Below are 22,111 nucleotides of genomic sequence, written 5' to 3' on the forward strand. Positions count from 1 at the left end.
CGGCGCCCACGCGCCCCTGAGGACGCTCCTGCCCGGCGCCCCGCCGGAGACGGCCCCGCTCCGCCGTTCGTACGCGAGAGCCGCCGCTGCGCCCCGTACGGACCGGCCCCAGCGGTGCACGTGCGCACCCGTCCCGTACTGTCGTTCCATGCCACGCCGCACTGCGACGATGCTCGCTTCCACCCTCGTTCTCATCGCGCTGCTCTGTGCGGGTGTCCTCATCAAGGTCCCGTACGCGGAGATGTCCCCGGGCCCGACGGTGAACACGCTGGGCGAGGCGGGCGGCGAGCCGGTGCTCCAGATCGCGGGCCGCAAGACGTATCCGACGACCGGTCACCTGAACATGACCACGGTCCGCGTCACCGGCGCCGACTACCGGATGAACCTCGCCGAGACGGTGTACGGCTGGCTCGCCCACGACAGCATCGTGGTGCCGCACGACACGCTCTACCCGGACGGCAAGACCGAGGAGCAGTCCACCCAGGAGAACGCCGAGGAGTTCAGCCAGTCCCAGGAGAGCGCCAAGGTGGCCGCCCTCCGGGCGCTGAAGATCCCCGTCGCCACCCGGGTGGTCGTCGCGAGCGTCGTCAAGGACAGCCCCGCGGAGGACAAGCTGCACGCGGGCGACGTCATCCGCGAGGTCGACGGCACGAAGGTCGAGGAGCCGGGCGACGTGGCCAAGCTGGTGACCAAGCGCAAGCCCGGGGAGACGGTCGTCTTCACCATCGTGCCGGTCAAGGACGCCGAGGCCGCCGAGAAGGCGCACAAGGAGCCCACGACGACCGGGAAGGTCAGCGTCACCACGAAGAAGGCCGAGGACAACGGCAGGGCGATCGTCGGCATCCAGGCCGGGACCGACCACACCTTCCCGTTCACCATCGACATCAAGCTGGCCGACGTGGGCGGCCCCAGCGCCGGGCTGATGTTCTCGCTCGGCATCGTCGACAAGCTCACCGAGGGCGACATGACCGGCGGAAAGTTCGTCGCCGGCACGGGCACGATCGACGAGAAGGGCAAGGTCGGCCCGATCGGCGGCATCCAGATGAAGACCGTCGCGGCGCGCAAGGCGGGCGCGGAGTACTTCCTGACGCCCAAGGAGAACTGCGCGACGGCCGCCGCCGACGTGCCCGAGGGGCTCACCCTCGTCAAGGTCGACACCCTCGACGACGCCATGAAGGCGATGAACGGCATCAGCAGGGGAGACCGGTCCAGCCTGCCGCGGTGCACGACAGGCTGACCCGCCCCGGCCGGACCGCCGGGGTTACGACTCGAACGTCGCCGCCAGCGCCTCCGCCAGCCCCGGTACCAGGTCCGGTCCCGTCAGCACCTCGTTCGGCGAGTCCTTCTCGCGCAGCCGGATCGCCGACTCGCGGGCCCCGCCGCGCAGCACCGCCACCGTCATCCGGACCTCCTGCCGGTCCGGGTGCGCGGCCACCCACTTGGTGAGCTGCTTGCCCTTCATGCCCTCGGGCACCGACGCCTCCGCCGACGGCGGCAGCATCAGGCGCTCCACCGTGAGCGCGCAGCCGGTCACCTGGTCGGGCCAGGCGATCGTGCCGAGGAACTCGTCCAGCGCCTTGCCGCGCGGGATCTCCGCCTGCTCGATCGGCGTGTAGCCGGCCGCCTGCCCCGGCTCGATGCCGAGCTGCTTGGCGAGCCCCGGCTCCTGCTTGCGCAGCTTCGCGGTGTCCACCAGGGCGAACAGCCGGGCGGGCTTGTCCCAGCCGAGACCGGAGGCGTACTCGTCGATCTCCAGCACCGCCCGGGTGAGCGGCGAGGCGGCCATCGGCGTGCCCGGAGCGGGCATCGGAGGGGTGTGGTCTGAGGGGGAGGAGTTGGACATGGTGAATATCCTGCCTCCTTCGGCCCCCAAAGCGGGAACTGAGTAAAGCTTCAGTAAGTTGCATAGGTACGGGCCCTGCCCTCGCGGGTTCCGGAGACACCTGCTAGACCCGCTAGACACCGCAAACAACACAGCGAACTTCGAGGTGCGCACGTTGGCTTTCCAGATGCCGGACCGCGGCGGAGGCCCGACCGGGCCACGGATCAGAGTGGGCCGGCCCTCCCGGCGTGCCCGGACCCTGCTCATGACACTGGGGGTCCTGGCCGTCCTGGCCATGGCGTTCGTCATGTTCGCAGGGTTCTGGACGGACTGGCTCTGGTACCGGTCGGTCAAGTTCTCCTCCGTCTTCACCACCACCCTGTGGACCAAGATCGGGCTGTTCGCCGTCTTCGGTCTCCTCATGGCCGCCGCCGTCGGCGTGAACGTCTGGCTGGCGCACCGGCTGCGGCCGCCGCTCAGCGCGATGTCGATGGAGCAGCAGAGCCTCGACCGCTACCGGATGGGCCTGGCCCCGTACAAGAAGTGGGTGCTGATCGCGATCACCGCCCTCGTCGGGCTGATCGCGGGCGCCTCCGCCGCCGGACAGTGGCGCACCTGGCTGCTGTGGGTCAACGGCGAGCTGTTCGGGCAGAAGGACCCGCAGTTCGGGCTCGACGTGGCGTTCTACGCCTTCGACCTGCCCTGGTACCGCTTCCTGCTCGGCTTCGGGTTCGCCGCCGCGGTGATCTCCCTGGTCGCCGCCGCGCTGGTGCACTACCTGTACGGCGGGCTGCGGCTCACCAGCCCCGGCGCACGCGCGACCGCCGCCGCGACCGGGCACCTGTCGGTGCTGCTCGGCGTGTTCGTCGCGCTGAAGGCCGTCGCGTACTGGCTCGACCGGTACGGACTGGCCGTGAAGTCCAGTGACTTCAAGGCCACCGGCAACTGGACGGGCCTGCGCTACGTCGACGCCAACGCCTATCTCCCGGCGAAGACGATCCTGTTCTGCATCGCCGTCATCTGCGCCGTGCTGTTCTTCGCGACGCTGTGGCGCCGCACCTGGCAGCTGCCGGTCATCGGCTTCGGCCTGATGGTGCTCTCCGCGATCCTGATCGGCGGCCTCTACCCGGCGATCGTGCAGAAGTTCCAGGTCCAGCCGAACGAGCAGGCCAAGGAAGCGGAGTACATCAAGAAGAACATCGACGCGACCCGCAAGGCGTACGACATCGCCGGCGCCAAGGTCACCGACTACAAGGGCTCGAACGACAGCGTCGACAACGCGCAGTTGCGCAAGGACGCCGACACGGCGGCCAGCTACCGCCTGCTCGACCCGAACGTGGTTTCGCCCACCTTCCGTCAGCTCCAGCAGGAGCGGAAGTACTACCAGTTCCCGCAGACCCTCGACGTGGACCGCTACAACGGCCAGGACACCGTCATCGGCCTGCGCGAGCTGGACCTCAAGGGCATCCCGAAGCGGAACTGGATCAACGACCACTTCTACTACACGCACGGTTACGGTGCGGTGACCGCCAAGGGCACGTCCATCAACACGGACACCGAGGGCGGCCCGGAGTTCACCGAGTCCGGCCTGCCGTCCGAGGGCGTCCTCTCCGGGAAGGCCAAGTACGAGCAGCGGATCTACTACGGCGAGAAGACCGAGCAGTACTCGATCGTCGGCGGCCCGCAGCAGGAGCTCGACTACGAGAAGAACGGCGAGCCCACCAAGACCACCAGCTACCGGGGCGACAGCGGCGTCAACCTCTCGAACCCGTTCAACCGGGCGGCCTACGCCGTCACCATGAGCGAGCCGCAGATCCTCTACTCCGGCGCCATCGGCGAGGGCTCGCGGATCCTCTACAACCGCACGCCCAAGCAGCGCGTCGAGGCCGTCGCCCCCTGGCTGACCATCGACGGCGACGCCTATCCGGCGGTCATCGGCGACCGCATCCAGTGGATCGTCGACGCGTACACCACGACCAACGGCTACCCGTACGCCTCGCGCACCACGCTCGGCGACACCACGACCGACTCGCTGACCACCAACCAGCGCGCCGTCGTCGCCCAGCAGAACCAGGTCAACTACATCCGCAACTCGGTGAAGGCGACCGTCGACGCGTACGACGGCACGGTCAAGCTCTACGAGTGGGACGAGAAGGACCCGGTCCTCAAGACCTGGAAGAAGGCGTTCCCGGGCACCGTCGAGGACAAGAGCGCGATCCCCGCGCAGCTCAAGGAGCACCTGCGCTACCCGCAGGACATGTTCAAGGTCCAGCGCGAGCTGCTCACCCGCTACCACGTCGAGGAGCCCAAGCAGTTCTACGCCGGCTCCGACGCCTGGCAGGTCCCGGACGACCCGACGACCGACGCCAAGGGCGCGGTCCCGCCGTACTACCTGAGCCTGAAGATGCCCGGTGACAAGGAGCAGAACTTCTCCCTGACGACGACCTTCACGCCCAACGGGCGCCCCAACCTCGGGGGCTTCATGGCGGTCGACGCGGATGCCTCCAGCCCGAGCTACGGCACGATAAGGCTGTTGCGGGTCACGGGCGACGTGCCGGGACCGCAGCAGGTGCAGAGCCGCCTCAACGGCAACGCCGACGTCGCCGAGTTCGTCCGCAACATGAAGGGCGCCAACTCCAACATCGAGTACGGCAACCTGCTGACGATCCCGCTCAACGACGGCTTCCTGTACGTGGAACCGGTGTACGCGGAGGGCAACAGCGCCCAGTACCCGCTGCTCAAGAGGGTCGCCGTGTCCTACGGCAAGGAGACCGTCTTCAAGAACAGCCTGCCCGAGGCGCTGAACGAGGTCTTCGGCGACAAGGGCGCGGAGACCCCGCCGGACAAGGGCGACGGCACCACCAAGCCGCCGGCCACCGGTTCCGCCGCGCTCCAGAAGGCCATCGCGGACGCCACCGCGGCGTACGACGAGGGCCAGAAGGCGCTGCAGAAGACCCCGCAGGACTGGGTCGCGTACGGCAAGGCGCAGGAGAAGCTCCAGGAGGCGCTCCAGCGGGCGGCCGACGCCCAGAAGGCGGCGCCCCCGGCCTCGGACGACCCGAAGGCGCCCGACCAGAAGGACCCGCAGGAGCCCGCGAAGAACGAGTAGTCGCAGGCCGGAAAGGCTCCCTCCCGCGTCGTGGTACGGTTGCAGAACAACGACGCGGGGTGGAGCAGCTCGGTAGCTCGCTGGGCTCATAACCCAGAGGTCGCAGGTTCAAATCCTGTCCCCGCTACTGAAGGAAGAGGGCCCGAATCCATTGAGGATTCGGGCCCTCTTCGCATGTCCGTACCCCAGATGTGTTTGACTTGTCGCCCTGTGGGCATGTCGACAAAACGCTGAAGTGACCTCACGGGCTGCGGTATACCAGGTGTACCCGGGTTGCGGGTGGTGCGACGATGAAAACTATGGGGGACAGGGCAACTCTGTTGGAGACAGGGCAGGTTGATACGGCCGACGAAGGCACGGACACCGTCACGGCGGACACGGACACCGCCACGGCGGAGTACGAGCTGCGCCACCGGCAGGCCGCCGCCAACGGCGACACCGCCTCCATGAGCGTGCTCGGCTCCCTGCTGCTGCGCCGCGGCGACCTCGACGGCGCCGAACCCCACCTGCGCGCCGCCACCGCCGCCGGGGACCGGTCCGCCGCCAACAACCTGGGCGTCCTGCTGCACCAGCGCGGATACGCCGACGAGGCCGCCGGATGGTGGCGCGTCGCCGCCGTCGCCGGGTCCTCCGCCGCCGCCCACGCGCTCGGCCGCCACTACCGCGAGCGCGGCGACGAGCCCGCCGCCGAGTACTGGCTGCGCCAGTCCGCCGAGCACGGCCACGCGCTGGGCGCGTACGCCCTCGCCGACCTCCTGGAGCACCGGGGCGACGTCGGCGCCGAGCGCTGGCTGCGGGCCGCCGCCGAACAGGGGCACCGGGAGGCCTCGTACCGCCTGGCACGGCTGCTGGACCGGCGGGCCGGCACCCCCACGGGCGACGGTCCCGCCGCCGACGTCGCCAACCGGCGCGGCATCACCTGGGACACCGACCCCCGGATGCTCCGCACCTCCTCCGCCGCCCCCGGCGAGAAGCCGCCGGCCGTCGAGGCCGAGCAGTGGTACCGCCAGGCCGCCGCGCGCGGGCACCGCAGAGCCGCCCTCCACCTGGGCGTCATCCTGGAGGCGCGCGGCGAGCTCAAGGAGGCCGGGCGCTGGTACCTGACCTCCGCCAAGGACGGCGAGCCGCGCGCCGCCTGCGCGCTGGGCTTCCTGCTGCGCGACGCCGGCGACGAGGAGAGCGCCGCCGTGTGGTGGCTGCGCGCCGCCCAGGAGGGCGACGGCAACGCCGCCAACGCGCTGGGGGCGCTGCACGCCGCCCGGGGCGAGCAGCAGACCGCCGAGCGCTGGTACCGGGCCGCCCTGGACGCCGGTGACATCAACGGGGCGTACAACCTCGGGCTGCTGTGCGCCGCCCAGAAGCGCACCGCGCAGGCCGAGCAGTGGTACCGGCGCGCCGCCTACGCGGGCCACCGGGAGGCGGCGAACGCGCTGGCCATCCTGCTGATGCAGGGCGGCGACGCGGCGGGGGCCGAGCCCTGGTTCTCCAAGGCCGCCGAGGCGGGCAGCGTCGACGCCGCCTTCAACCTCGGCATCCTGTACGCGGGCCGCGGCGACGAGCAGGGCGCCTTCGAGTGGTACGAGCGGGCGGCCGCCGCCGGGCACACCGAGGCGGCCCTCCAGGTCGGCATCGCGCTGCTGCGCGAGGGCGACGAGCAGGACGCGGAGGCCCATCTGCGCCGGGCCGCGGGCGGCGGGAGCGCCGAGGGCGCCTTCCGGCTCGGGATGCTGCTCGACGCGCGCCGCCCGCCCGCCGGGCCGCCCGTGCTCGGCGAGCCGGTGGACGAGAAGTCCGAGTGCGAGGAGTGGTACGAGCGGGCCGCCGAGCAGGGCCACCGCCGGGCACAGGTACGGGTCGGGATGCTGGCCGCCGGGCGCGGCGACGCGGAGGCCGCGGCGCGCTGGTACCGCGAGGCGGCCGAGGCGGGCAGCCTCGGGGGCGCCTTCAACCTGGGGCTGCTGCTGGCGCGCGAGGGCCGCGAGCCCGAGGCGCAGCTGTGGTGGACGCGGGCGGCGCACGCCGGGCACGGCCGGGCGGCGCTGCGCCTGGCGCTGCTGGCGGCGCGGCGGGGCGAGCTGGACGAGGGCGAGCGGTGGTGCGTACGGGCCGTGGAGCTGGGGCCCGCCGAGGTGGCGGAGCGGGCGGCCCGGCTGCGGGACGCGCTGCACCAGGAGCTGACGGCGTGAGCGCCGGGCGGGCGGGGAAACGGATTTGCGCTGGTCGGGGGCGCGGCGTAGGGTTGGGTCTACCGACGCGGGGTGGAGCAGCTCGGTAGCTCGCTGGGCTCATAACCCAGAGGTCGCAGGTTCAAATCCTGTCCCCGCTACTAGAGGCCGAAGGCCCGGAACTCGTCAGAGTTCCGGGCCTTCGGCCGTTTTTCAGTTCCTGCACGCCGTCACCCGAAGCGCTCGGCCGCGCGGCTCGTGACGGGTTGCGCGCGCGGTTCCCCGCGCCCCTGCCGGGGGCGCGGGCTACGGGGCGCAGTTGGGGCAGATGCCCCGGTAGGTCACTTCCACGTCCGAGATGGTGAAGCCGAAGCGCTCCGTGTCCGGGAGGTCGGACAGCGGGTTGCGCGAGGGGTGCACATCGCGGATGGCGCCGCACTTCGCGCACACCAGGTGCTGGTGCGGGCGGTGGGCGTTCGGGTCGTAGCGCTTGGCGCGGCGGTCCGTGGAGACCTCGACGACCTCGCCCAGGGAGACCATCTCGCCCAGCGTGTTGTAGACCGTGGCGCGCGAGATCTCCGGCAGCCGGTCGACCGCGCGGGCGTGCACCTCGTCCGCGGTCAGGTGCACGTGGTCCCCGTCGAGGACCTCGGCCACGACGCGGCGCTGCGCCGTCATGCGCCAGCCGCGTGTGCGCAGTCGTTCCAAAAGGTCGCTCATGTCCTCCAGCCTAACAGGACGGGGGCCGTAGTCCCGAATCGATGTGGAGTTGGATGGTTGTTTGACTTGGACAAAGTCCAGAGTAGGATCGGGTGCAGCGAGAGCCAAGGCGGACAGGCCGGGGCGAACAAGGGACAGGATTTGCGGGAATGACGCAGGAGGCGCACATGACGACCCAGGGGCCGCTCACCACCGAGGCCGGCGCGCCGGTCGCTGACAACCAGAACAGCGAGACCGCGGGCATCGGCGGGCCGGTCCTCGTCCAGGACCAGGCGCTGCTGGAGAAGCTCGCGCACTTCAACCGCGAGCGCATACCGGAGCGCGTGGTGCACGCCCGCGGCGCCGGGGCGTACGGCACCTTCACCGTCACCCGTGACGTCTCGCAGTGGACGCGGGCCGCGTTCCTCTCCGAGGTCGGCAAGCAGACCGAGACCTTCCTGCGCTTCTCCACCGTCGCGGGCAACCTCGGCTCCGCCGACGCCGTGCGCGACCCGCGCGGCTTCTCGGTGAAGTTCTACACGGAGGAGGGGAACTACGACCTCGTCGGCAACAACACCCCCGTGTTCTTCATCCGGGACGCCATCAAGTTCCCCGACTTCATCCACACCCAGAAGCGCGACCCGTACACGGGCTCCCAGGAGGCCGACAACGTCTGGGACTTCTGGGGCCTGAGCCCGGAGTCCACCCACCAGGTCACCTGGCTCTTCGGCGACCGCGGCATCCCGGCGTCCTACCGCCACATGGACGGCTTCGGCTCGCACACGTACCAGTGGAACAACGAGGCGGGCGAGGTCTTCTGGGTCAAGTACCACTTCAAGACCGACCAGGGCATCAAGAACCTCACCACCGCGGAGGCCAACCAGCTCTCCGGCATGGACCCCGACAGCCACCAGCGCGACCTGCGCGAGTCCATCGAGCGCGGCGAGTTCCCGTCCTGGACGGTGCAGGTGCAGATCATGCCGGCGGCGGACGCGGCGACGTACCGCTTCAACCCGTTCGACCTCACCAAGGTGTGGCCGCACGCGGACTACCCGCCGATCGAGATCGGCAGGCTGGAGCTCAACCGCAACCCGCGGAACGTCTTCGCCGAGGTCGAGCAGTCGATCTTCAGCCCCGCGCACTTCGTGCCGGGCATCGGCCCGTCCCCCGACAAGATGCTCCAGGGCCGCCTGTTCGCGTACGGCGACGCGCACCGCTACCGCGTCGGCATCAACGCCGACCACCTGCCGGTGAACCGCCCGCACGCCACCGAGGCGCGCACCAACTCCCGTGACGGCCACCTCTACGACGGCCGCCACGACGGCGCCAAGAACTACGAGCCGAACAGCTTCGGCGGCCCGGCGCAGACCGGCCGGCCGCTGTGGCAGCCGGTCGCGGTCACCGGTCCGACGGGCAACCACGAGACCCCCCGCCACGCCGAGGACGACGACTTCGTGCAGGCGGGCAACCTCTACCGGCTGATGACGGAGGACGAGAAGGACCGGCTGATCGACAACCTCGCCGGGTTCATCTCCAAGGTCTCGCGCGAGGACATCGCCGAGCGCGCGGTGCACAACTTCCGCCAGGCCGACGCCGACTTCGGCAAGCGCCTGGAGACCGCGGTGCGCGAGCTGCGCGCCGCGTAGGCGTCGGCGTCACGGTGTGAGGCCGGTGGGCCGGATTCCCCTGGGGGTCCGGCCCACCGGCCTTTTCCGTACGGTACGGGCCTCAGCCCGCCAGTGACGCCGGGTGGCGGCGGCTCGGGGCCCAGCAGCGGATGATGTCGCGGACCGAGACGACGCCGACCGGCTCGCCCCGTTCGTCCAGCACGATCAAGTGGCGGAAGCCGCCGTGCGCCATGGCGTCGGCGGCGTCCTCCAGGGTCCAGGAGGGGGAGGCGAAGACGACGTCGGTGGTGGTGTGGGAGCAGACCGTTTCCAGGTCGGGGTCCTGGCCCGCGCCGACGGAGTTGAGGAGATCGCGCTCGGTCAGGATGCCCGGACCGCTGGTGTCGCAGTCGAGGACGATGGCCGCGCCGACGTGACGGGCGGACATCAGCCGGGCGGCCTGGCGGAGGGTGTGGGCGGGGCCGATGGTGAGGACCATCGTGCTCATGGCGTCGCGTACGAGCATGGGAGAAGCCACCTCCTGGGTGTGGACCCGCGGCCCCGCCGCGCGCTGCGCAACGGGAACGGATTCACAAGTTCACAAGTGAGGGAGCTTTCAGAGTCGCAGGGACGCCGGGGGTCAACAAGAGGGAGGTAGAGGCAAGTTGAGGGGCGCGCAAAATCTCGTCACACGCCCCTCATGCCGCTCAGGAGCGCCGGTCGAGGTAGCCGAGGAGCTCGGGGTGGAGCAGGCCGTTGGAGGCCGCGGCGTTGCCGCCGTCGACGCCCGGAACACCGTCCAGACTGGTGAAACTGCCGCCGGCCTCCTCGACGACGATCGCGTTCGCGGCCATGTCCCACAGCGAGAGCTCCGGCTCCGCGCAGATGTCGATCGAGCCCTCGGCGACCATCATGTACGGCCAGAAGTCGCCGTAGCCACGGGTGCGCCAGCAGGCCCGGGTGAGATCGAGGAAGCCGTCGAGGCGGCCCTGCTCCTCCCAGCCGGTCAGCGAGGAGTACGCGAAGGACGCGTCGGCGATCTCGGGGACCTTCGAGACGTGGATGCGGGTCGCGGAGGTCAGGCTGCGGCCGGTGTAGGCGCCCGCGCCCTTCGCGGCCCACCAGCGGCGGCCGAGCGCGGGGGCGGACACCACGCCGACGACGGGGCGGTAGCCGCCCTCGCCCGCCTCCATGAGCGAGATGAGGGTGGCCCAGACCGGGACGCCGCGCACGTAGTTCTTCGTGCCGTCGATGGGGTCGATCACCCAGCGGCGCGGGCCGTCGCCCTCCAGGCCGTACTCCTCGCCGAGGACCGCGTCGCGCGGGCGGGCGCGCCGCAGCTGTCCGCGGATCAACTCCTCCGCCGCCTTGTCGGCCTCGGTCACCGGGGTCATGTCCGGCTTCGTCTCGACCTGGAGGTCCAGGGCCTTGAACCGCTCCATGGTGGCGGCGTCGGCGGCGTCGGCCAGGACGTGGGCGAGGCGCAGGTCATCGTGATAGTCGGGCATGGGCGCCACAGTAGCGGCAGCGGGTCCGGCGCCGCGCGGGCGGTCTTGACAGTGCGTGACGGGCCGTCAACGCTGGCAGCCGGGAGGCGAGGCCATGCCCACTGCGCGAGAAGCCCTGTTGGACGCCGCCTGCACATCGCTGGCGGCGCGGTCCTGGACGGCGGTGCGGATGGTCGACGTGGCCGCCGCGGCCGGGGTGTCCCGGCAGACCCTCTACAACGAGTTCGGCAGCAAGGAGGGGCTGGCGCGGGCGCTGGTGCGGCGGGAGGCGGACGGCTTCCTGGCGGGCGTCGACCGGGTGCTGGCCGACCGCACCGGCTCCGACGCGGACCGGCTGGCCGGGGTCGCGGAGTGGATCGTACGGGCGGCGCGGGGGAGCGTGCTGGTGCGGGCGCTGGTGACGGACTGCTGGTCGGACCGGCTGCCGTCGGGGCGGCCTGCCCGGGGGTCGTCGGCGGGGGCCGCGGGGGCGGCGCAGCGACGGGCGGACGCCGGTGCGCCGGGAGCCGCGGAGCTGGTGGAGGCCGTACGGGCGCGGGTCGCGGCGGCGGGGGCGGGGACGCCGGCCGCGTGCGAGGCGGCGGTGCGGGTGGCGGTGTCGTGGGTGGTCGCGCCGGGACCGGGCGGGGTGGGGGAGGTCGTGCGGGGGCTGCTGTGAGGGGGCGGGCCGGGGAAGCCGTGGACGTGTGCCCGCGGTGCTAGTGCGAGGAGCCGGAGAGCTGGAGGCCGATGACGCCGATGATGACGAAGGAGATGGAGACGAGCTTCAGGGTGGAGACCACGTCGTCCAGGAAGACCATGCCGTAGATGGCGGTCCCGGTCGCCCCGATCCCCGTCCAGACGGCGTACGCGGGACCCACGTCCAGCCGCTTCAGCGCCAGCGTGAGCAGCCCGAAGCTGCCCAGCGCGAAGGCCGCGAAGGCGATCGTCGGCCAGAGTCTGGTGAACCCGTGGGAGAGCTTCAGGCAGACCGCGAAACCGGTTTCCAGGATTCCGGCGACCACCACCAGCAGCCACGCCATTGTGTGCCTCCCGCGTCAGCCCGGGTCCGCGGACCCGGTTCGGTGACTGCTTCGTCTCGCTCGGTGCGATTATGCCTTTACCGGAGGGACGCCGCGGGGAGCGCCCACGGTTCAGTCCCCGTCGCGCCGTTCCCGGGTGGCCAGCAGTCGGCGCAGCGAGTAGAGCCGGGCCGGGTCCGCGTGCCCGTCCGACACCCACTTGTCCAGCGCGCAGTCCACCGCCTGGTCGTCGTGCGTGCAGCCGCGCGGGCACTCCTCCGTCCCCGGCACCAGGTCCGGGAACGCGTGGATGACGCGCGAGGGGTCCACGTGGTGCAGCCCGAAGGACCGCACGCCCGGGGTGTCGATCACCCAGCCGGACTCACCCGCGAGGGGCAGCGCGAGCGCCGAGGTGGTGGTGTGCCGGCCGCGTCCGGTGACCGCGTTGACGTGCCCGGTGGTGCGCCGCCGCTCCTCGGGGACGAGCGTGTTGACCAGGGTCGTCTTGCCGACGCCCGAGTGACCGACGAAGGCGGTGATCCGGCCGTCCAGGTGATCGCGCACCACCTCGCTCGCCGCGCCGTTCTCCAGCTCCTCGCGGCTGGTGACGATGTACGGGACGCCCAGCGGCACGTACATCTCGAGCAGTGAGTCGGCCGGGGCCAGGTCGGACTTGGTGAGGACCAGGAGCGGGGTCAGACCCCCGTCGTACGCTGCCACCAGACAGCGGTCGATCATGCGGGGGCGCGGTTCCGGGTCGGCGAGGGCGGTGACGATGGCGAGCTGGTCGGCGTTGGCGACGACGACCCGCTCGAAGGGGTCGTCGTCGTCGGCCGTGCGCCGCAGCACGGAGGTGCGCGGCTCGATGCGGACGATGCGGGCGAGGGTGTCCTTGGCGCCCGAGAGATCCCCGACGATCATGACCTTGTCGCCCACGACGGCCGCCTTGCGCCCCAGCTCGCGGGCCTTCATCGCCATGACCTGGCGGTCCTCGACCAGGCAGGTCAGCCGGCCCCGGTCCACGGTGAGGACCATGCCCTCGCGGGCGTCCTCGTGCTTGGGCCGGATGTGGGTGCGGGGGCGGTTGCCCTTGCGGTTGGGCCGGACGCGGATGTCGTCCTCGTCGGGGTTCTTGCCGTAGCGGCGCATCGTCTTCGCCCGGCCCGTCAGTTGCCCGCGAGCATGTCGGACCACATGGCCGGGAAGTCGGGCAGGGTCTTCGCGGTGGTCTCCACGTTCTCGATCTCCACGCCCTTCACCGCGAGGCCGATGATCGAACCGGCCGTCGCCATGCGGTGGTCGTCGTACGTGTGGAAGGTGCCGCCGTGCAGCGGGCGCGGCCGGATGTGCAGGCCGTCGGCGGTCTCGGTGACGTCGCCGCCGAGCCCGTTGATCTCCTTGGTGAGCGCGGCCAGCCGGTCCGTCTCGTGCAGCCGCAGATGGGCGACGCCGCGCAGCGTGGAGGGGGAGTCGGCCAGGGCGGCGACGGCGGCGATGCCCGGGGTCAGCTCGCCGACCTCGCTCAGGTCCCAGTCGATGCCGTGCACCGAGCCGGTGCCGGTGAAGGTCAGGCCGCGTTCGGTCAGTTCGTACGTGCCGCCCATGGCCGTGAAGATCTCGCGTAGCGCGTCGCCGGGCTGAGTGGTGCGCTCGGGCCAGTCCGGGACGGTGACGCGGCCGCCGGTGACGAGGGCGGCGGCCAGGAAGGGCTGCGCGTTGGACAGGTCGGGCTCGACGACGAGGTCGCGGCCCAGCAGGGCGCCGGGGGTGACCCGCCAGACGTTCGCCTCGCCCCCGGACTCGGGGGTGTCGACCTGCGCCCCGATGGCGCGCAGCATGTCGACGGTCATCCGGATGTGCGGCAGGGACGGCAGGGTCGAGCCCACGTGCCGTACCTCCACCCCCTGATTGAAGCGCGGCGCGGACAGCAGCAGCGCGCTGACGAACTGGGAGGAGGACGAGGCGTCGATCTCGACGCGGCCGCCGTCCAGCGCGCCCCCGCCGAACACCGTCAGCGGCAGCGCGCCCCGGCCGTCGTCGTCGATGCGGGCGCCGAGCGCGCGCAGCGCCGTGATGACGGCGCCCAGCGGACGCTCGTACGACCGCGGATCGCCGTCGAAACGGATCGGGCCGTCCGCCAGGGCGGCCACCGGCGGCAGGAAGCGCATCACCGTGCCGGCGTTGCCGACGTCGACGGTCGCCGGGCCGCGCAGCCCATTCGGGATGATCCGCCAGGCCTCGCCGGAGCCCACGGGACCGCCCGCGACGGAGGAGCTGGACGACACGGTCTCCTCGATGCCGACTCCCATCGACCGCAGCGCCTCCGCCATCAGCAGGGTGTCGCGGGAGCGCAGCGGGCGGCGCAGCCAGCCCGGCTCGGCGGCGAGGGCGGCCAGGACGAGCGCACGGTTGGTGACCGACTTGGAGCCGGGCACGGTCACCGTCGCGTCGACGGCCCCGGTCGCATGGGGGGCGGGCCAGAGGGCAGGGTGCACGGCGCTTTCGGTCATGCCGCCGAGTTTAGTGGGTACCCGCCACGGCTCCCGGCCCCGTGACCGGCGACTACAGACCGAGCAGCCAGCGCCCTCCGCCGAGCAGCGCGCACACCGACACCACGTGGAACATCCCCAGCCACAGCAGCGGCGGCACGTGGGTCAACCGGGCCAGTTGGTCGGCGTCGGAGTCGGGAGCCCCGCCGTGCCGCCGCTTGGACTGCAGCTCGAAGGCCGGCCGCACGCCGCCGAGCAGCAGGAACCACACGGCGGTGTACGCGAAGGCGGCCTGCACGTCGGGTCCGGTCAGCCAGGAGACCAGCACGAAGGCCGCGCCGGTGAGGACGACCGTCAGGACCCCGTACGCGTTGCGGATCATCACCAGCATCGCCAGCAGCAGCGCCGTCGCCAGCCACAGGAACAGCGTGATGTGGTCGGCGGCCAGCAGCCACGCGCCGCCCAGGCCGAGCAGGGGCGGCGCGGTGTACCCGGCGGCGGCCGTGAGGATCATGCCGATGCCGGTGGGCCTGCCCCGGCTGACGGTCAGCCCGCTGGTGTCGGAGTGCAGCCGGATGCCGGTCAGGGTGCGGCCGGTGAGCAGGGCGACCAGCCCGTGGCCGCCCTCGTGGGCGATGGTGACGGCGTTCCGGGACAGCCGCCAGAGCGGGTGCGGCACCACGGCTATGAGGGCCAGGGCGGCCGTCGCGTACAGGAGCCAGCGCTCGGGATCGGGCTGCGTGCCGGTGAGCCGGTCCCACAGGGTGCCGAGCTCGGGGGCGGCGAGGACGTTCATTTCTGCGGACGGCTCCTTGCTGGCGGTACGGGCGTGGCAGTGTGGCACGTATGTGTGGACGCTACGCGGTGAGCCGGGGGGCCGAAGACCTCGCCGGAATTTTCGAGGTGCAGAAGTGGGACCCGGCCGAGAGCCTGGTCCCGGACTGGAACGTGGCGCCGACGAAGACGGTGCCGGTGATTCTCGAACGTGCCGTGAAGGACGCCGAGGACCCGCGTCCGGTTCGTCAGCTCCGGATGCTGAAGTGGGGCCTGGTCCCGTCCTGGGCGAAGACGCCGGAGGGCGGCGCCCGGATGATCAACGCGCGGGCCGAGACGATCCACGAGAAGCCGTCGTTCAGGCGGGCGTTCGCGACGCGGCGGTGCATCGTGCCGGCGGACGGCTATTACGAGTGGGTGACGGGCGCCGCCGAGCGGGGCCTGGAGGAGGAGGGCAGGAAGAAGCGCCCCCGCAAGCAGCCCTACTTCGTGACGCCGGCCGACGGTTCGGTGATGGCGCTGGCCGGGATCTACGAGTTCTGGCGCGACCGGACCCTCCCCGACGAGCACCCCCGGGCCTGGTGGGCGACCTGCTCGGTGGTCACGACCGAGGCCGAGACGACGCCGCTGGCCGGGGGCCCGGCGGGGGAGGGCGGCCCGTCGTCGCTGGCGGAGATCCACCCCCGGATGCCGCTGATGCTGACGCCGGACAAGTGGCGGGCGTGGCTGGACCCTTCCGTGACGGAGGTCGAGGAGGCCCGGGGGCTGCTGGTGCCACCGGGGGCGGGGGCGGTGCGGGCGTACCCGGTGGGGACGGCGGTCAGCAATGTCCGCAACAACGGTCCGGAGCTGTTGGAGGAGCTGGCGGGCCCGGAGGTCGCCACGCTCTTCTGAGGGGTACGGGCCCGGCCGGCGCCGGGGCGGGGGCGGCTGCCCGGAGCGCGTGCCGTCAGGGGCGCCGGGAACCGCGCGACCGGCCACGACGCACCCGCACGGGACCGGGACCGGGACCACGAACGGCCCCGCACGGGACGGGGACCACGGCGCACCCGCGCGGGAGCCGGGGTCCGGAACCGGCAGGATGGGCGGATGGATCACGTCGTCACCGTGGAGACCGACGCCGGAGCCGCCAGGCTCCACTGGCACCGGGCCCGGAACCCCCGCACCGTACTCGCCCTCGGCCACGGAGCCGGCGGCGGCATCGAGGCCCGGGACCTCCAGGCCCTGGCCCGGGCCCTGCCCCCGGAGGGCGTCACCGTCGTCCTCGTCGAGCAGCCCTGGCGCGTCGCCGGCAAGAAGCTGGCCCCGGCCCCCAAGACCCTCGACCTGGCCTGGCGCGGCCTGTGGCCGGAACTCCGCGGGCCCGGCCTGCCCGTCGTCGTCGGCGGCCGCAGCGCCGGGGCCCGCGTCGCCTGCCGCACCGCCCGGGACCTGGGCGCCCGCGCCGTGCTCGCCCTGAGCTTCCCCCTGCACCCTCCGGGCCGGCCCGAGAAGTCGCGCCGGGACGAGCTCCTGGGGACCGGGGTCGACACCCTCGTCGTACAAGGAGGGAACGACCCCTTCGGCAAACCCGAAGAGTTCCCCGGGGGTGACTTCGCTCTCGTCGAAGTCCCGCACGCCGACCACGGCTTCAAGGTCCCCGGGAGGGCGGGCCGCACCGAGGAGGAGGTCCTCGGCGTCATCACGGACGCCGTCCTGGAGTGGACCCGCTCACTCCGCTGACCCCCCGGGAATGCGCGGCGCCGGACCGCTGTTGTCACCTGCGTCCGACGCAGAAACAAGAGGGAGTTCGCCGCATGGGTTCCACCATCTGCCCACGCCGCCCGCAGGCCTCCGACCTGGAGTGGACGGTGATCTCCGGGGCGGCGGCCACGGCCGCTCGGGCGGCGGGCAAGCAGGGTAGTCGTCTATCCTCCGAGTCGAGCGGGTCCGCGTTCGGGTCCGCCACGGCGCTGAAGGAGGTGGGTCCGGTCACAGGGACCGACGCAGGGACCGATGCCGGCCACGCGGAGGAGACCACCGCCGAGCGCAACGCGCGCTTCGAGCGGGACGCGCTGGGCTTCCTCGACCAGATGTACTCGGCGGCGCTGCGCATGACGCGCAACCCCGCCGACGCCGAGGACCTGGTCCAGGAGACCTACGCGAAGGCCTACGGCTCCTTCCACCAGTTCCGCGAGGGCACGAACCTCAAGGCCTGGCTCTACCGGATCCTCACGAACACGTTCATCAACTCCTACCGGAAGAAGCAGCGCGAACCCCTGCGCAGCGCCTCCGAGGAGATCGAGGACTGGCAGCTGGCCCGCGCCGAGTCGCACATGTCGACCGGACTGCGCTCCGCCGAGTCGCAGGCGCTGGACCACCTGCCCGACTCGGACGTCAAGTCCGCCCTCCAGGCGATCCCGGAGGAGTTCCGCATCGCGGTGTATCTCGCGGATGTCGAGGGGTTTGCCTACAAGGAAATCGCGGACATCATGGGGACACCCATCGGTACGGTCATGTCCCGGCTGCACCGGGGCCGCCGCCAGCTGCGCGGCATGCTGGAGGACTACGCACGCGAGCGCGGACTGGTGCCCGCGGGCGCCTCCTCCGCCTCCGGAGAGTCGAACGACGGGAAAGGCTCGGGCTCATGAGCTGCGGAGATCCGCACGAGACGGACTGCTCAGAGGTGCTCGACCATCTCTATGAGTTCCTCGACAAAGAGATGCCGGACGGCGAGTGCACCAAGTTCGAGGAGCACTTCGAGGAGTGCTCGCCGTGCCTGGAGAAGTACGGCCTGGAGCAGGCCGTGAAGAAGCTCGTCAAGCGCTGCTGCGGCTCCGACGACGTCCCCGCCGACCTGCGGTCCAAGGTGCTCGGCCGGATCGACCTGATTCGTGCCGGCCAGGCCGTGCCCGAGCAGGACGTGGCGGCGCCGGACCTGATGCCGTCCGAGGTTCCGGCGGACGTCGCCTCCGAGGCCAAGAAGTAGCAGAACCGCCGCGGGCCGCCGGCCCGGGGCGGAACGACGCCACCGCCGGCCGCCGGCCCTCCCCGTCACCCGTTGGGGGGAACCGGCGGCCTTCGCGCTTTTCCGGCCCCCCGGCTCGCTAGCCTGGCGCACGATTTCGGCAGCGGAGCTGAACAGGTTGCGGGGGAGCGGGTGCGAGCCTTGCCGGCGGGTGCGCGGGTCTACCTCTCCTGCGCCGTGCTGCTCGCGGGAGGGTGCGTCCTGTCCGGCGCGAGCGGCCTGGCGCGGGCCCCCTGGGACGCCGTCGCCCTGCTCGCCGTCCTCTACGCGGTCTGCGAGCTGCTGCCCCGCTGCACGTTCGTCGGGCACTCCGTCTCCGTCGATCCGGGCGCCTTCTTCCCCGTACCGCTGGCAGCCGTCTTCCTGCTGCCGCCGTCCGCCGCCGCGCTGGCCGTGCTGCCCGGGGCGCTGCTGGGGCGGGTGTGGCGCAGGCCCAGCGGGGTGCGGCGGGTGTGGCGGGCGGCGGAGCTGTCCGTCGCCGTGTGGACGGCGTCGTTCCTGCGCACCTGGTGGGGCGAGGGGGCGGGCGGCTTCCCGGGGGCGCTGGTGCCCGCCGGGGTGGCGGTCCTCGGTTTCTGCGCCGTCCTGACGGCGCTGGACGGCGGGATCCTGGTCACCGCGGAGAGGATGCCGGTACGGACTGCCTGGCGCGGCCTCTTCCCGCGCTCGCTGGCCCCGCACTGCGTGCACGGCCTCGCCGGGCTGATGATGGCCGTCCTGTGGCGCAGCCCGTACGGTCCGGTCGCCGCCCTCTTCGTGCTGCTGCCGATGTACCTGTCCTGCTGGGTCTTCACGCAGTACCAGCGCGAGCGCGACGCCCACCGGTCCACCATCCGGGCGCTCGTCCAGGCGGTGGACATCAAGGACCGCTACACCCGCGGCCACAGCGAACGGGTCGGCCGCGCCTCCGCCATGATGGCCGCCGAACTCGGCATGGACGAGGAACGCCGGGAGGTCCTGCGCTTCGCCGGAATCCTGCACGACGTCGGCAAGCTCGGCGTGCCCACCCGCATCCTGCGCAAGGACGGGCCGCTGACCCCGGAGGAACGCCGGGTCATCGAACTGCACCCGGAGTACGGGCACGAGATGGTGCGCGGCATCGGCTTCCTGGGCGAGGCCCGCGCGGCGATCCTGCACCACCACGAACGGATGGACGGCAGCGGCTACCCGTACGGCCTCTCCGGCGAGCGCATCCCGGAGTTCGCACGGGTGGTGGCCGTCGCGGACGCCTTCGACGCGATGACCTCGACCCGCTCCTACCGGCGGGCCCGCCCGGTGCCCGAGGCCCTGGCGGAGCTGGAGCGGTGTGCGGGCACGCAGTTCGACGCCCGCATGGTGAACGCCCTGGTCGCCGCGCTGGACCGGGAGGGCTGGAACCCCGAGGTGACCGCCGGCGAAACGGCTGCCGAGCCGCCCCGGACCGAGGACGCGGACCCCTCCCGCGGAGCCGCCGGACCCCGGCCGCTGCCCCTGCCCGCCCCCGCCCGGCCACGTTCCTCGGCGGAACCGGCCGGGGCCGCCCCCCACCTGCCGGAGGGCCTGGACGTGTCCGGGGGGAAGGGGTGAAGCAGCCTCCGGTCGTCCTCGCCGTGCGCGCGGCCGCCCTCCTCTGGGTCCTTCTCGCCCTCGTCCTCCTCGTCCGGGACGGCCTCGACGAGCCCGCCGCCGCCCTCGCCTTCGGCCTGCTCGTCTGCCTGGGCGAACTCGCCCACCGGGGCGGCGAGGCCGCGCCGCTCGGCGCCGCCGGCACCCTCGCGTACGCCCTGCTCGGGCACTGCGGCGGCGAGACCACCGCCCACGGGGTCTCCCAGGTCGTCGTCGTCAGCACCGCCGGGGCGGCCCTCGGCGTGCTGGCCCGCCGGGGCCGCCCGGACGCCGACCGCTGCGCCCGGCGCGTGCTGGTCGGAGGGTTCGCGGCGGTCCTCTTCCAGCCCGCCTACAACTCCGGCGTCGTCGACGGCCTCATCGGGCACGGCACGCTGTACGCGCTCCTCCTGGCGGTGCTGCTCGCGCTCACCGGGCTCTGCGAGGCCGTGCTCGGCGCCGCACTGACCAGGGCCAGGACCGGGCATCCGTACGGGCCGCTCCTGCGGGACGAGCTGCGCGCCCTGCGCGGCATCGGCTCGGCCGTGTGCGCGACCGGCGTGGTGATGGCGCTGGCGGTGGGCGTGGTGGGGCTGTGGGCGCTGCCCGTGTTCTGCGTGCCGCTGCTGCTCACCCAGTTGTCCTTCCGGCGGTACGGGGAGGTCAGGGACACCTACCGGCAGACCATCGCCTCGCTCGCCCGCGCCACCGAGATCGCCGGGTACACCCGGCCGGGGCACGCCCACCGGGTGGCCGCGCTGGCGGCGGCCGTCGGCCGCGAGCTGGGGCTCTCGGGGAACGAGGTGACCGTGCTGGAGTACGCGGCCCTCATGCACGACATCGGCCAGCTCTCCCTCGTCGACCCGGTGCCCGCCGGGGCCACCGCCTCGCTCCCCGCCGACGAGCAGCGCCGCATCGCCCTGCTCGGGGGCGCGGTCGTGCGGCGGACCGGAGTTCCGGCGGAGGTCGCCGCGGTCGTGGAGCGGCAGGCCGATCCGTACCGCGAGCAGCCCCTCGCCGCCAGAATCGTCCGTACTGTCAACGCGTACGACGACCTCTCGGGGGAATGCGGAGGAGGGCTGGGCGGCCCGCTGAGCGCGCTGGAACGCCTGCGGCTGGACACCGGGCGCGAATACCAGAGCGAGGTCGTGGAATCCCTGGCCCGCGTCCTGCGACGGGAGGATCGCGCGCTCGGAGTCGCCCTGTCCCCACCGGGGTAACCAGTGGGTAATGAGCGGGCCTCCGACCGGGCATGGTTGGATGCGAAGAGAGCCCCTGACAGCGGAGACGCGCAGGGGAGGGAGCCAACCGGCAGGCGGGAATCGTGAGGATCTTCGGGAAGGTACGGCATCGGCCCTCCGCCTCGTGGCGGCAGGCCACCGACCGCGCGTTCACGCTGATCGGCGACGGTCGGTACGAGGACGCGGGAGCGCTGCTGACGCGTGCGGCGGATCTCGAACCCTGGCTCTCGGAGTCCTGGTTCAATCTGGCGCTGCTGCACAAGTTCCGGCACGACTGGGACCAGGCGCGGGCCGCCGGCCTGCGGGCCGTCGCCCTGCTCGACCGCGAGGAGGGCGCTCCGGACTGGTGGAACGTCGGCATCGCCGCCACCGCCCTCCAGGACTGGCCGCTCGCCCGCCGCGCCTGGCAGGCGTACGGGCTCAAGGTGCCCGGCGCCCCCACCGAGAGCGGCGAACCGGTCGGCATGGAGCTGGGCAGCGCGGCCGTCCGGCTCTCGCCCGAGGGCGAGGCCGAAGTGGTGTGGGGGCGCAGGCTGGACCCCGCCCGCATCGAGGTGCTGTCCATTCCGCTTCCCTCCTCGGGGCGGCGCTGGGGCGAGGTCGTCCTGCACGACGGGGTGCCGCACGGCGAGCGGGTGACGGCCGCCGGGCCCTCCTTCCCGGTCTTCGACGAGATCGAGCTGTGGGCCCCCTCCCCGGTCCCCACCTGGGTGGTCCTCCTGGAGGCCGCCACCGAGGCCGACCGGGACGCCCTGGAGCGGCTGGCCGCGGACGCCGGATTCGCCGCCGAGGACTGGTCCTCGTCGGTACGCCTGCTGTGCCGCTCCTGCTCGGAGTCCCGGATGCCCTCCGACGAGGGCGACGGCGAACAGCACCTCGACCCGCACGACCACTCCGAACCCGGCCACCCCGGCCCGCTCGGCCACCGCACCAACGGCGACCTCTGGGTCCCCGAACGCGAGTGCGGCCTGGCCGCGCCGCCGCAACTGGTGCGCGGGCTGCTCGACGGGTGGGTCGCCGACAGCCCGGACAGCCGCGAGTGGCGGGACCTCGAAGAGGTCTGCTGAGACCTCGGGCGCCGAGTCGGCCGCGTACGCTGTACGGG

Annotated in this window: 20 protein-coding genes and 2 tRNA genes; 14 read left to right on the forward strand and 8 right to left on the reverse strand. The window is 72.4% G+C overall.

Annotated elements, in window-relative coordinates; genetic code table 11:
* Positions 1 to 148: 148 nt before the first annotated feature.
* The gene (locus ACZ56L_RS21565; protein ID WP_471065646.1) at positions 149 to 1,237 is read left to right on the forward strand and encodes a YlbL family protein; all 1,089 of its coding nucleotides are present in this window, start codon (positions 149 to 151) and stop codon (positions 1,235 to 1,237) included.
* A gap of 24 nt (positions 1,238 to 1,261) precedes the next feature.
* Here the strand turns inward: ACZ56L_RS21565 and ACZ56L_RS21570 are convergent, their stop codons facing one another.
* Positions 1,262 to 1,843: a PPA1309 family protein gene (locus tag ACZ56L_RS21570; RefSeq protein ID WP_345228529.1), complete on the reverse strand. Its 582-nt coding sequence runs from the start codon at positions 1,841 to 1,843 to the stop codon at positions 1,262 to 1,264.
* A 166-nt stretch (positions 1,844 to 2,009) separates the two neighbouring features.
* On the opposite strand from ACZ56L_RS21570, the gene ACZ56L_RS21575 reads away from it, so the two are divergent.
* The 4 genes from ACZ56L_RS21575 (at position 2,010) to ACZ56L_RS21590 (ending at position 7,257) form a co-directional block, all read left to right on the forward strand.
* Entirely contained in the window at positions 2,010 to 4,931 is a 2,922-nt protein-coding gene (locus tag ACZ56L_RS21575) for a UPF0182 family membrane protein (RefSeq protein WP_471065724.1), read from the forward strand.
* A 53-nt stretch (positions 4,932 to 4,984) separates the two neighbouring features.
* Positions 4,985 to 5,058 (forward strand) — tRNA-Met (locus ACZ56L_RS21580).
* Positions 5,059 to 5,221: 163 nt separating this feature from the next.
* A complete protein-coding gene (locus ACZ56L_RS21585; protein ID WP_345228528.1) occupies positions 5,222 to 7,117 on the forward strand; it encodes a tetratricopeptide repeat protein in 1,896 nt (631 codons plus the stop codon).
* A gap of 66 nt (positions 7,118 to 7,183) precedes the next feature.
* Positions 7,184 to 7,257: transfer RNA gene (locus tag ACZ56L_RS21590), tRNA-Met, on the forward strand.
* A 145-nt stretch (positions 7,258 to 7,402) separates the two neighbouring features.
* Here the strand turns inward: ACZ56L_RS21590 and ACZ56L_RS21595 are convergent.
* Positions 7,403 to 7,816 carry a Fur family transcriptional regulator gene (locus ACZ56L_RS21595; protein WP_345228527.1) on the reverse strand — a complete coding sequence of 138 codons (414 nt, stop codon included), beginning with the start codon at positions 7,814 to 7,816 and terminating at the stop codon, positions 7,403 to 7,405.
* A 149-nt stretch (positions 7,817 to 7,965) separates the two neighbouring features.
* Between ACZ56L_RS21595 and ACZ56L_RS21600 the strand changes: the two genes are divergently transcribed.
* On the forward strand, positions 7,966 to 9,441 hold the full coding sequence (locus ACZ56L_RS21600) for a catalase (protein WP_471065649.1): 1,476 nt from the start codon (positions 7,966 to 7,968) through the stop codon (positions 9,439 to 9,441).
* A gap of 82 nt (positions 9,442 to 9,523) precedes the next feature.
* Here the strand turns inward: ACZ56L_RS21600 and ACZ56L_RS21605 are convergent, their stop codons facing one another.
* On the reverse strand, positions 9,524 to 9,928 hold the full coding sequence (locus ACZ56L_RS21605) for a CBS domain-containing protein (RefSeq protein WP_345228525.1): 405 nt from the start codon (positions 9,926 to 9,928) through the stop codon (positions 9,524 to 9,526).
* Between the two features lie 181 nt (positions 9,929 to 10,109).
* Positions 10,110 to 10,910 (reverse strand): histidinol-phosphatase, encoded by an 801-nt coding sequence (hisN, locus tag ACZ56L_RS21610; RefSeq protein WP_345228524.1) that lies wholly within the window; start codon positions 10,908 to 10,910, stop codon positions 10,110 to 10,112.
* A gap of 94 nt (positions 10,911 to 11,004) precedes the next feature.
* On the opposite strand from hisN, the gene ACZ56L_RS21615 reads away from it, so the two are divergent.
* Positions 11,005 to 11,568: a TetR/AcrR family transcriptional regulator gene (locus tag ACZ56L_RS21615; RefSeq protein ID WP_471065651.1), complete on the forward strand. Its 564-nt coding sequence runs from the start codon at positions 11,005 to 11,007 to the stop codon at positions 11,566 to 11,568.
* A gap of 40 nt (positions 11,569 to 11,608) precedes the next feature.
* Here the strand turns inward: ACZ56L_RS21615 and ACZ56L_RS21620 are convergent, their stop codons facing one another.
* From ACZ56L_RS21620 to ACZ56L_RS21635, 4 genes are all read right to left on the reverse strand, one after another.
* The gene (locus ACZ56L_RS21620; protein ID WP_345228522.1) at positions 11,609 to 11,932 is read right to left on the reverse strand and encodes a DMT family transporter; all 324 of its coding nucleotides are present in this window, start codon (positions 11,930 to 11,932) and stop codon (positions 11,609 to 11,611) included.
* A gap of 111 nt (positions 11,933 to 12,043) precedes the next feature.
* Complete coding sequence (rsgA, locus tag ACZ56L_RS21625) at positions 12,044 to 13,060, reverse strand: ribosome small subunit-dependent GTPase A (RefSeq protein WP_345228521.1); 1,017 nt, start codon at positions 13,058 to 13,060, stop codon at positions 12,044 to 12,046.
* 17 nt (positions 13,061 to 13,077) lie between these two features.
* Positions 13,078 to 14,421, reverse strand: a complete 1,344-nt coding sequence (gene aroA, locus ACZ56L_RS21630) for a 3-phosphoshikimate 1-carboxyvinyltransferase (RefSeq protein ID WP_345228520.1) — start codon at positions 14,419 to 14,421, stop codon at positions 13,078 to 13,080.
* A gap of 52 nt (positions 14,422 to 14,473) precedes the next feature.
* Positions 14,474 to 15,196 (reverse strand): M50 family metallopeptidase, encoded by a 723-nt coding sequence (locus tag ACZ56L_RS21635; protein ID WP_345228519.1) that lies wholly within the window; start codon positions 15,194 to 15,196, stop codon positions 14,474 to 14,476.
* A gap of 50 nt (positions 15,197 to 15,246) precedes the next feature.
* On the opposite strand from ACZ56L_RS21635, the gene ACZ56L_RS21640 reads away from it, so the two are divergent.
* From ACZ56L_RS21640 to ACZ56L_RS21670, 7 genes are all read left to right on the forward strand, one after another.
* Positions 15,247 to 16,068, forward strand: coding sequence for an SOS response-associated peptidase (locus ACZ56L_RS21640; protein WP_471065654.1), 822 nt, complete (start codon positions 15,247 to 15,249; stop codon positions 16,066 to 16,068).
* Positions 16,069 to 16,263: 195 nt separating this feature from the next.
* Positions 16,264 to 16,896: an alpha/beta hydrolase family protein gene (locus ACZ56L_RS21645; RefSeq protein ID WP_471065657.1), complete on the forward strand. Its 633-nt coding sequence runs from the start codon at positions 16,264 to 16,266 to the stop codon at positions 16,894 to 16,896.
* Between the two features lie 239 nt (positions 16,897 to 17,135).
* Positions 17,136 to 17,804 carry a sigma-70 family RNA polymerase sigma factor gene (locus tag ACZ56L_RS21650; RefSeq protein WP_189821317.1) on the forward strand — a complete coding sequence of 223 codons (669 nt, stop codon included), beginning with the start codon at positions 17,136 to 17,138 and terminating at the stop codon, positions 17,802 to 17,804.
* Positions 17,801 to 18,142: a mycothiol system anti-sigma-R factor gene (gene rsrA, locus ACZ56L_RS21655; protein ID WP_345228516.1), complete on the forward strand. Its 342-nt coding sequence runs from the start codon at positions 17,801 to 17,803 to the stop codon at positions 18,140 to 18,142. The genes ACZ56L_RS21650 and rsrA overlap by 4 nt, the downstream gene beginning before the upstream one ends.
* A 171-nt stretch (positions 18,143 to 18,313) precedes the next feature.
* A complete protein-coding gene (locus tag ACZ56L_RS21660; RefSeq protein WP_471065659.1) occupies positions 18,314 to 19,747 on the forward strand; it encodes an HD-GYP domain-containing protein in 1,434 nt (477 codons plus the stop codon).
* Positions 19,744 to 20,985 carry an HD domain-containing protein gene (locus tag ACZ56L_RS21665; protein ID WP_380837197.1) on the forward strand — a complete coding sequence of 414 codons (1,242 nt, stop codon included), beginning with the start codon at positions 19,744 to 19,746 and terminating at the stop codon, positions 20,983 to 20,985. Before ACZ56L_RS21660 ends, ACZ56L_RS21665 begins: the two co-directional genes overlap by 4 nt.
* 104 nt (positions 20,986 to 21,089) lie before the next feature.
* On the forward strand, positions 21,090 to 22,073 hold the full coding sequence (locus ACZ56L_RS21670) for a tetratricopeptide repeat protein (RefSeq protein WP_345228514.1): 984 nt from the start codon (positions 21,090 to 21,092) through the stop codon (positions 22,071 to 22,073).
* Positions 22,074 to 22,111: the final 38 nt, after the last annotated feature.

This window comes from Streptomyces sp. NPDC039736, assembly GCF_055596485.1.

Coding starts and splice junctions, on each gene's coding strand:
- ACZ56L_RS21600 (WP_471065649.1), top strand. CDS start 7,966: ATGACGCAGGAGGCGCACATGACGACCCAGGGGCCGCTCACCACCGAG.
- ACZ56L_RS21605 (WP_345228525.1), bottom strand. CDS start 9,928: ATGCTCGTACGCGACGCCATGAGCACGATGGTCCTCACCATCGGCCCC.
- ACZ56L_RS21570 (WP_345228529.1), bottom strand. CDS start 1,843: ATGTCCAACTCCTCCCCCTCAGACCACACCCCTCCGATGCCCGCTCCG.
- ACZ56L_RS21565 (WP_471065646.1), top strand. CDS start 149: ATGCCACGCCGCACTGCGACGATGCTCGCTTCCACCCTCGTTCTCATC.
- hisN (WP_345228524.1), bottom strand. CDS start 10,910: ATGCCCGACTATCACGATGACCTGCGCCTCGCCCACGTCCTGGCCGAC.
- ACZ56L_RS21615 (WP_471065651.1), top strand. CDS start 11,005: ATGCCCACTGCGCGAGAAGCCCTGTTGGACGCCGCCTGCACATCGCTG.
- ACZ56L_RS21620 (WP_345228522.1), bottom strand. CDS start 11,932: ATGGCGTGGCTGCTGGTGGTGGTCGCCGGAATCCTGGAAACCGGTTTC.
- ACZ56L_RS21595 (WP_345228527.1), bottom strand. CDS start 7,816: ATGAGCGACCTTTTGGAACGACTGCGCACACGCGGCTGGCGCATGACG.
- ACZ56L_RS21575 (WP_471065724.1), top strand. CDS start 2,010: ATGCCGGACCGCGGCGGAGGCCCGACCGGGCCACGGATCAGAGTGGGC.
- rsrA (WP_345228516.1), top strand. CDS start 17,801: ATGAGCTGCGGAGATCCGCACGAGACGGACTGCTCAGAGGTGCTCGAC.
- rsgA (WP_345228521.1), bottom strand. CDS start 13,060: ATGCGCCGCTACGGCAAGAACCCCGACGAGGACGACATCCGCGTCCGG.
- ACZ56L_RS21645 (WP_471065657.1), top strand. CDS start 16,264: ATGGATCACGTCGTCACCGTGGAGACCGACGCCGGAGCCGCCAGGCTC.
- ACZ56L_RS21585 (WP_345228528.1), top strand. CDS start 5,222: ATGAAAACTATGGGGGACAGGGCAACTCTGTTGGAGACAGGGCAGGTT.
- ACZ56L_RS21635 (WP_345228519.1), bottom strand. CDS start 15,196: ATGAACGTCCTCGCCGCCCCCGAGCTCGGCACCCTGTGGGACCGGCTC.
- aroA (WP_345228520.1), bottom strand. CDS start 14,421: ATGACCGAAAGCGCCGTGCACCCTGCCCTCTGGCCCGCCCCCCATGCG.
- ACZ56L_RS21640 (WP_471065654.1), top strand. CDS start 15,247: ATGTGTGGACGCTACGCGGTGAGCCGGGGGGCCGAAGACCTCGCCGGA.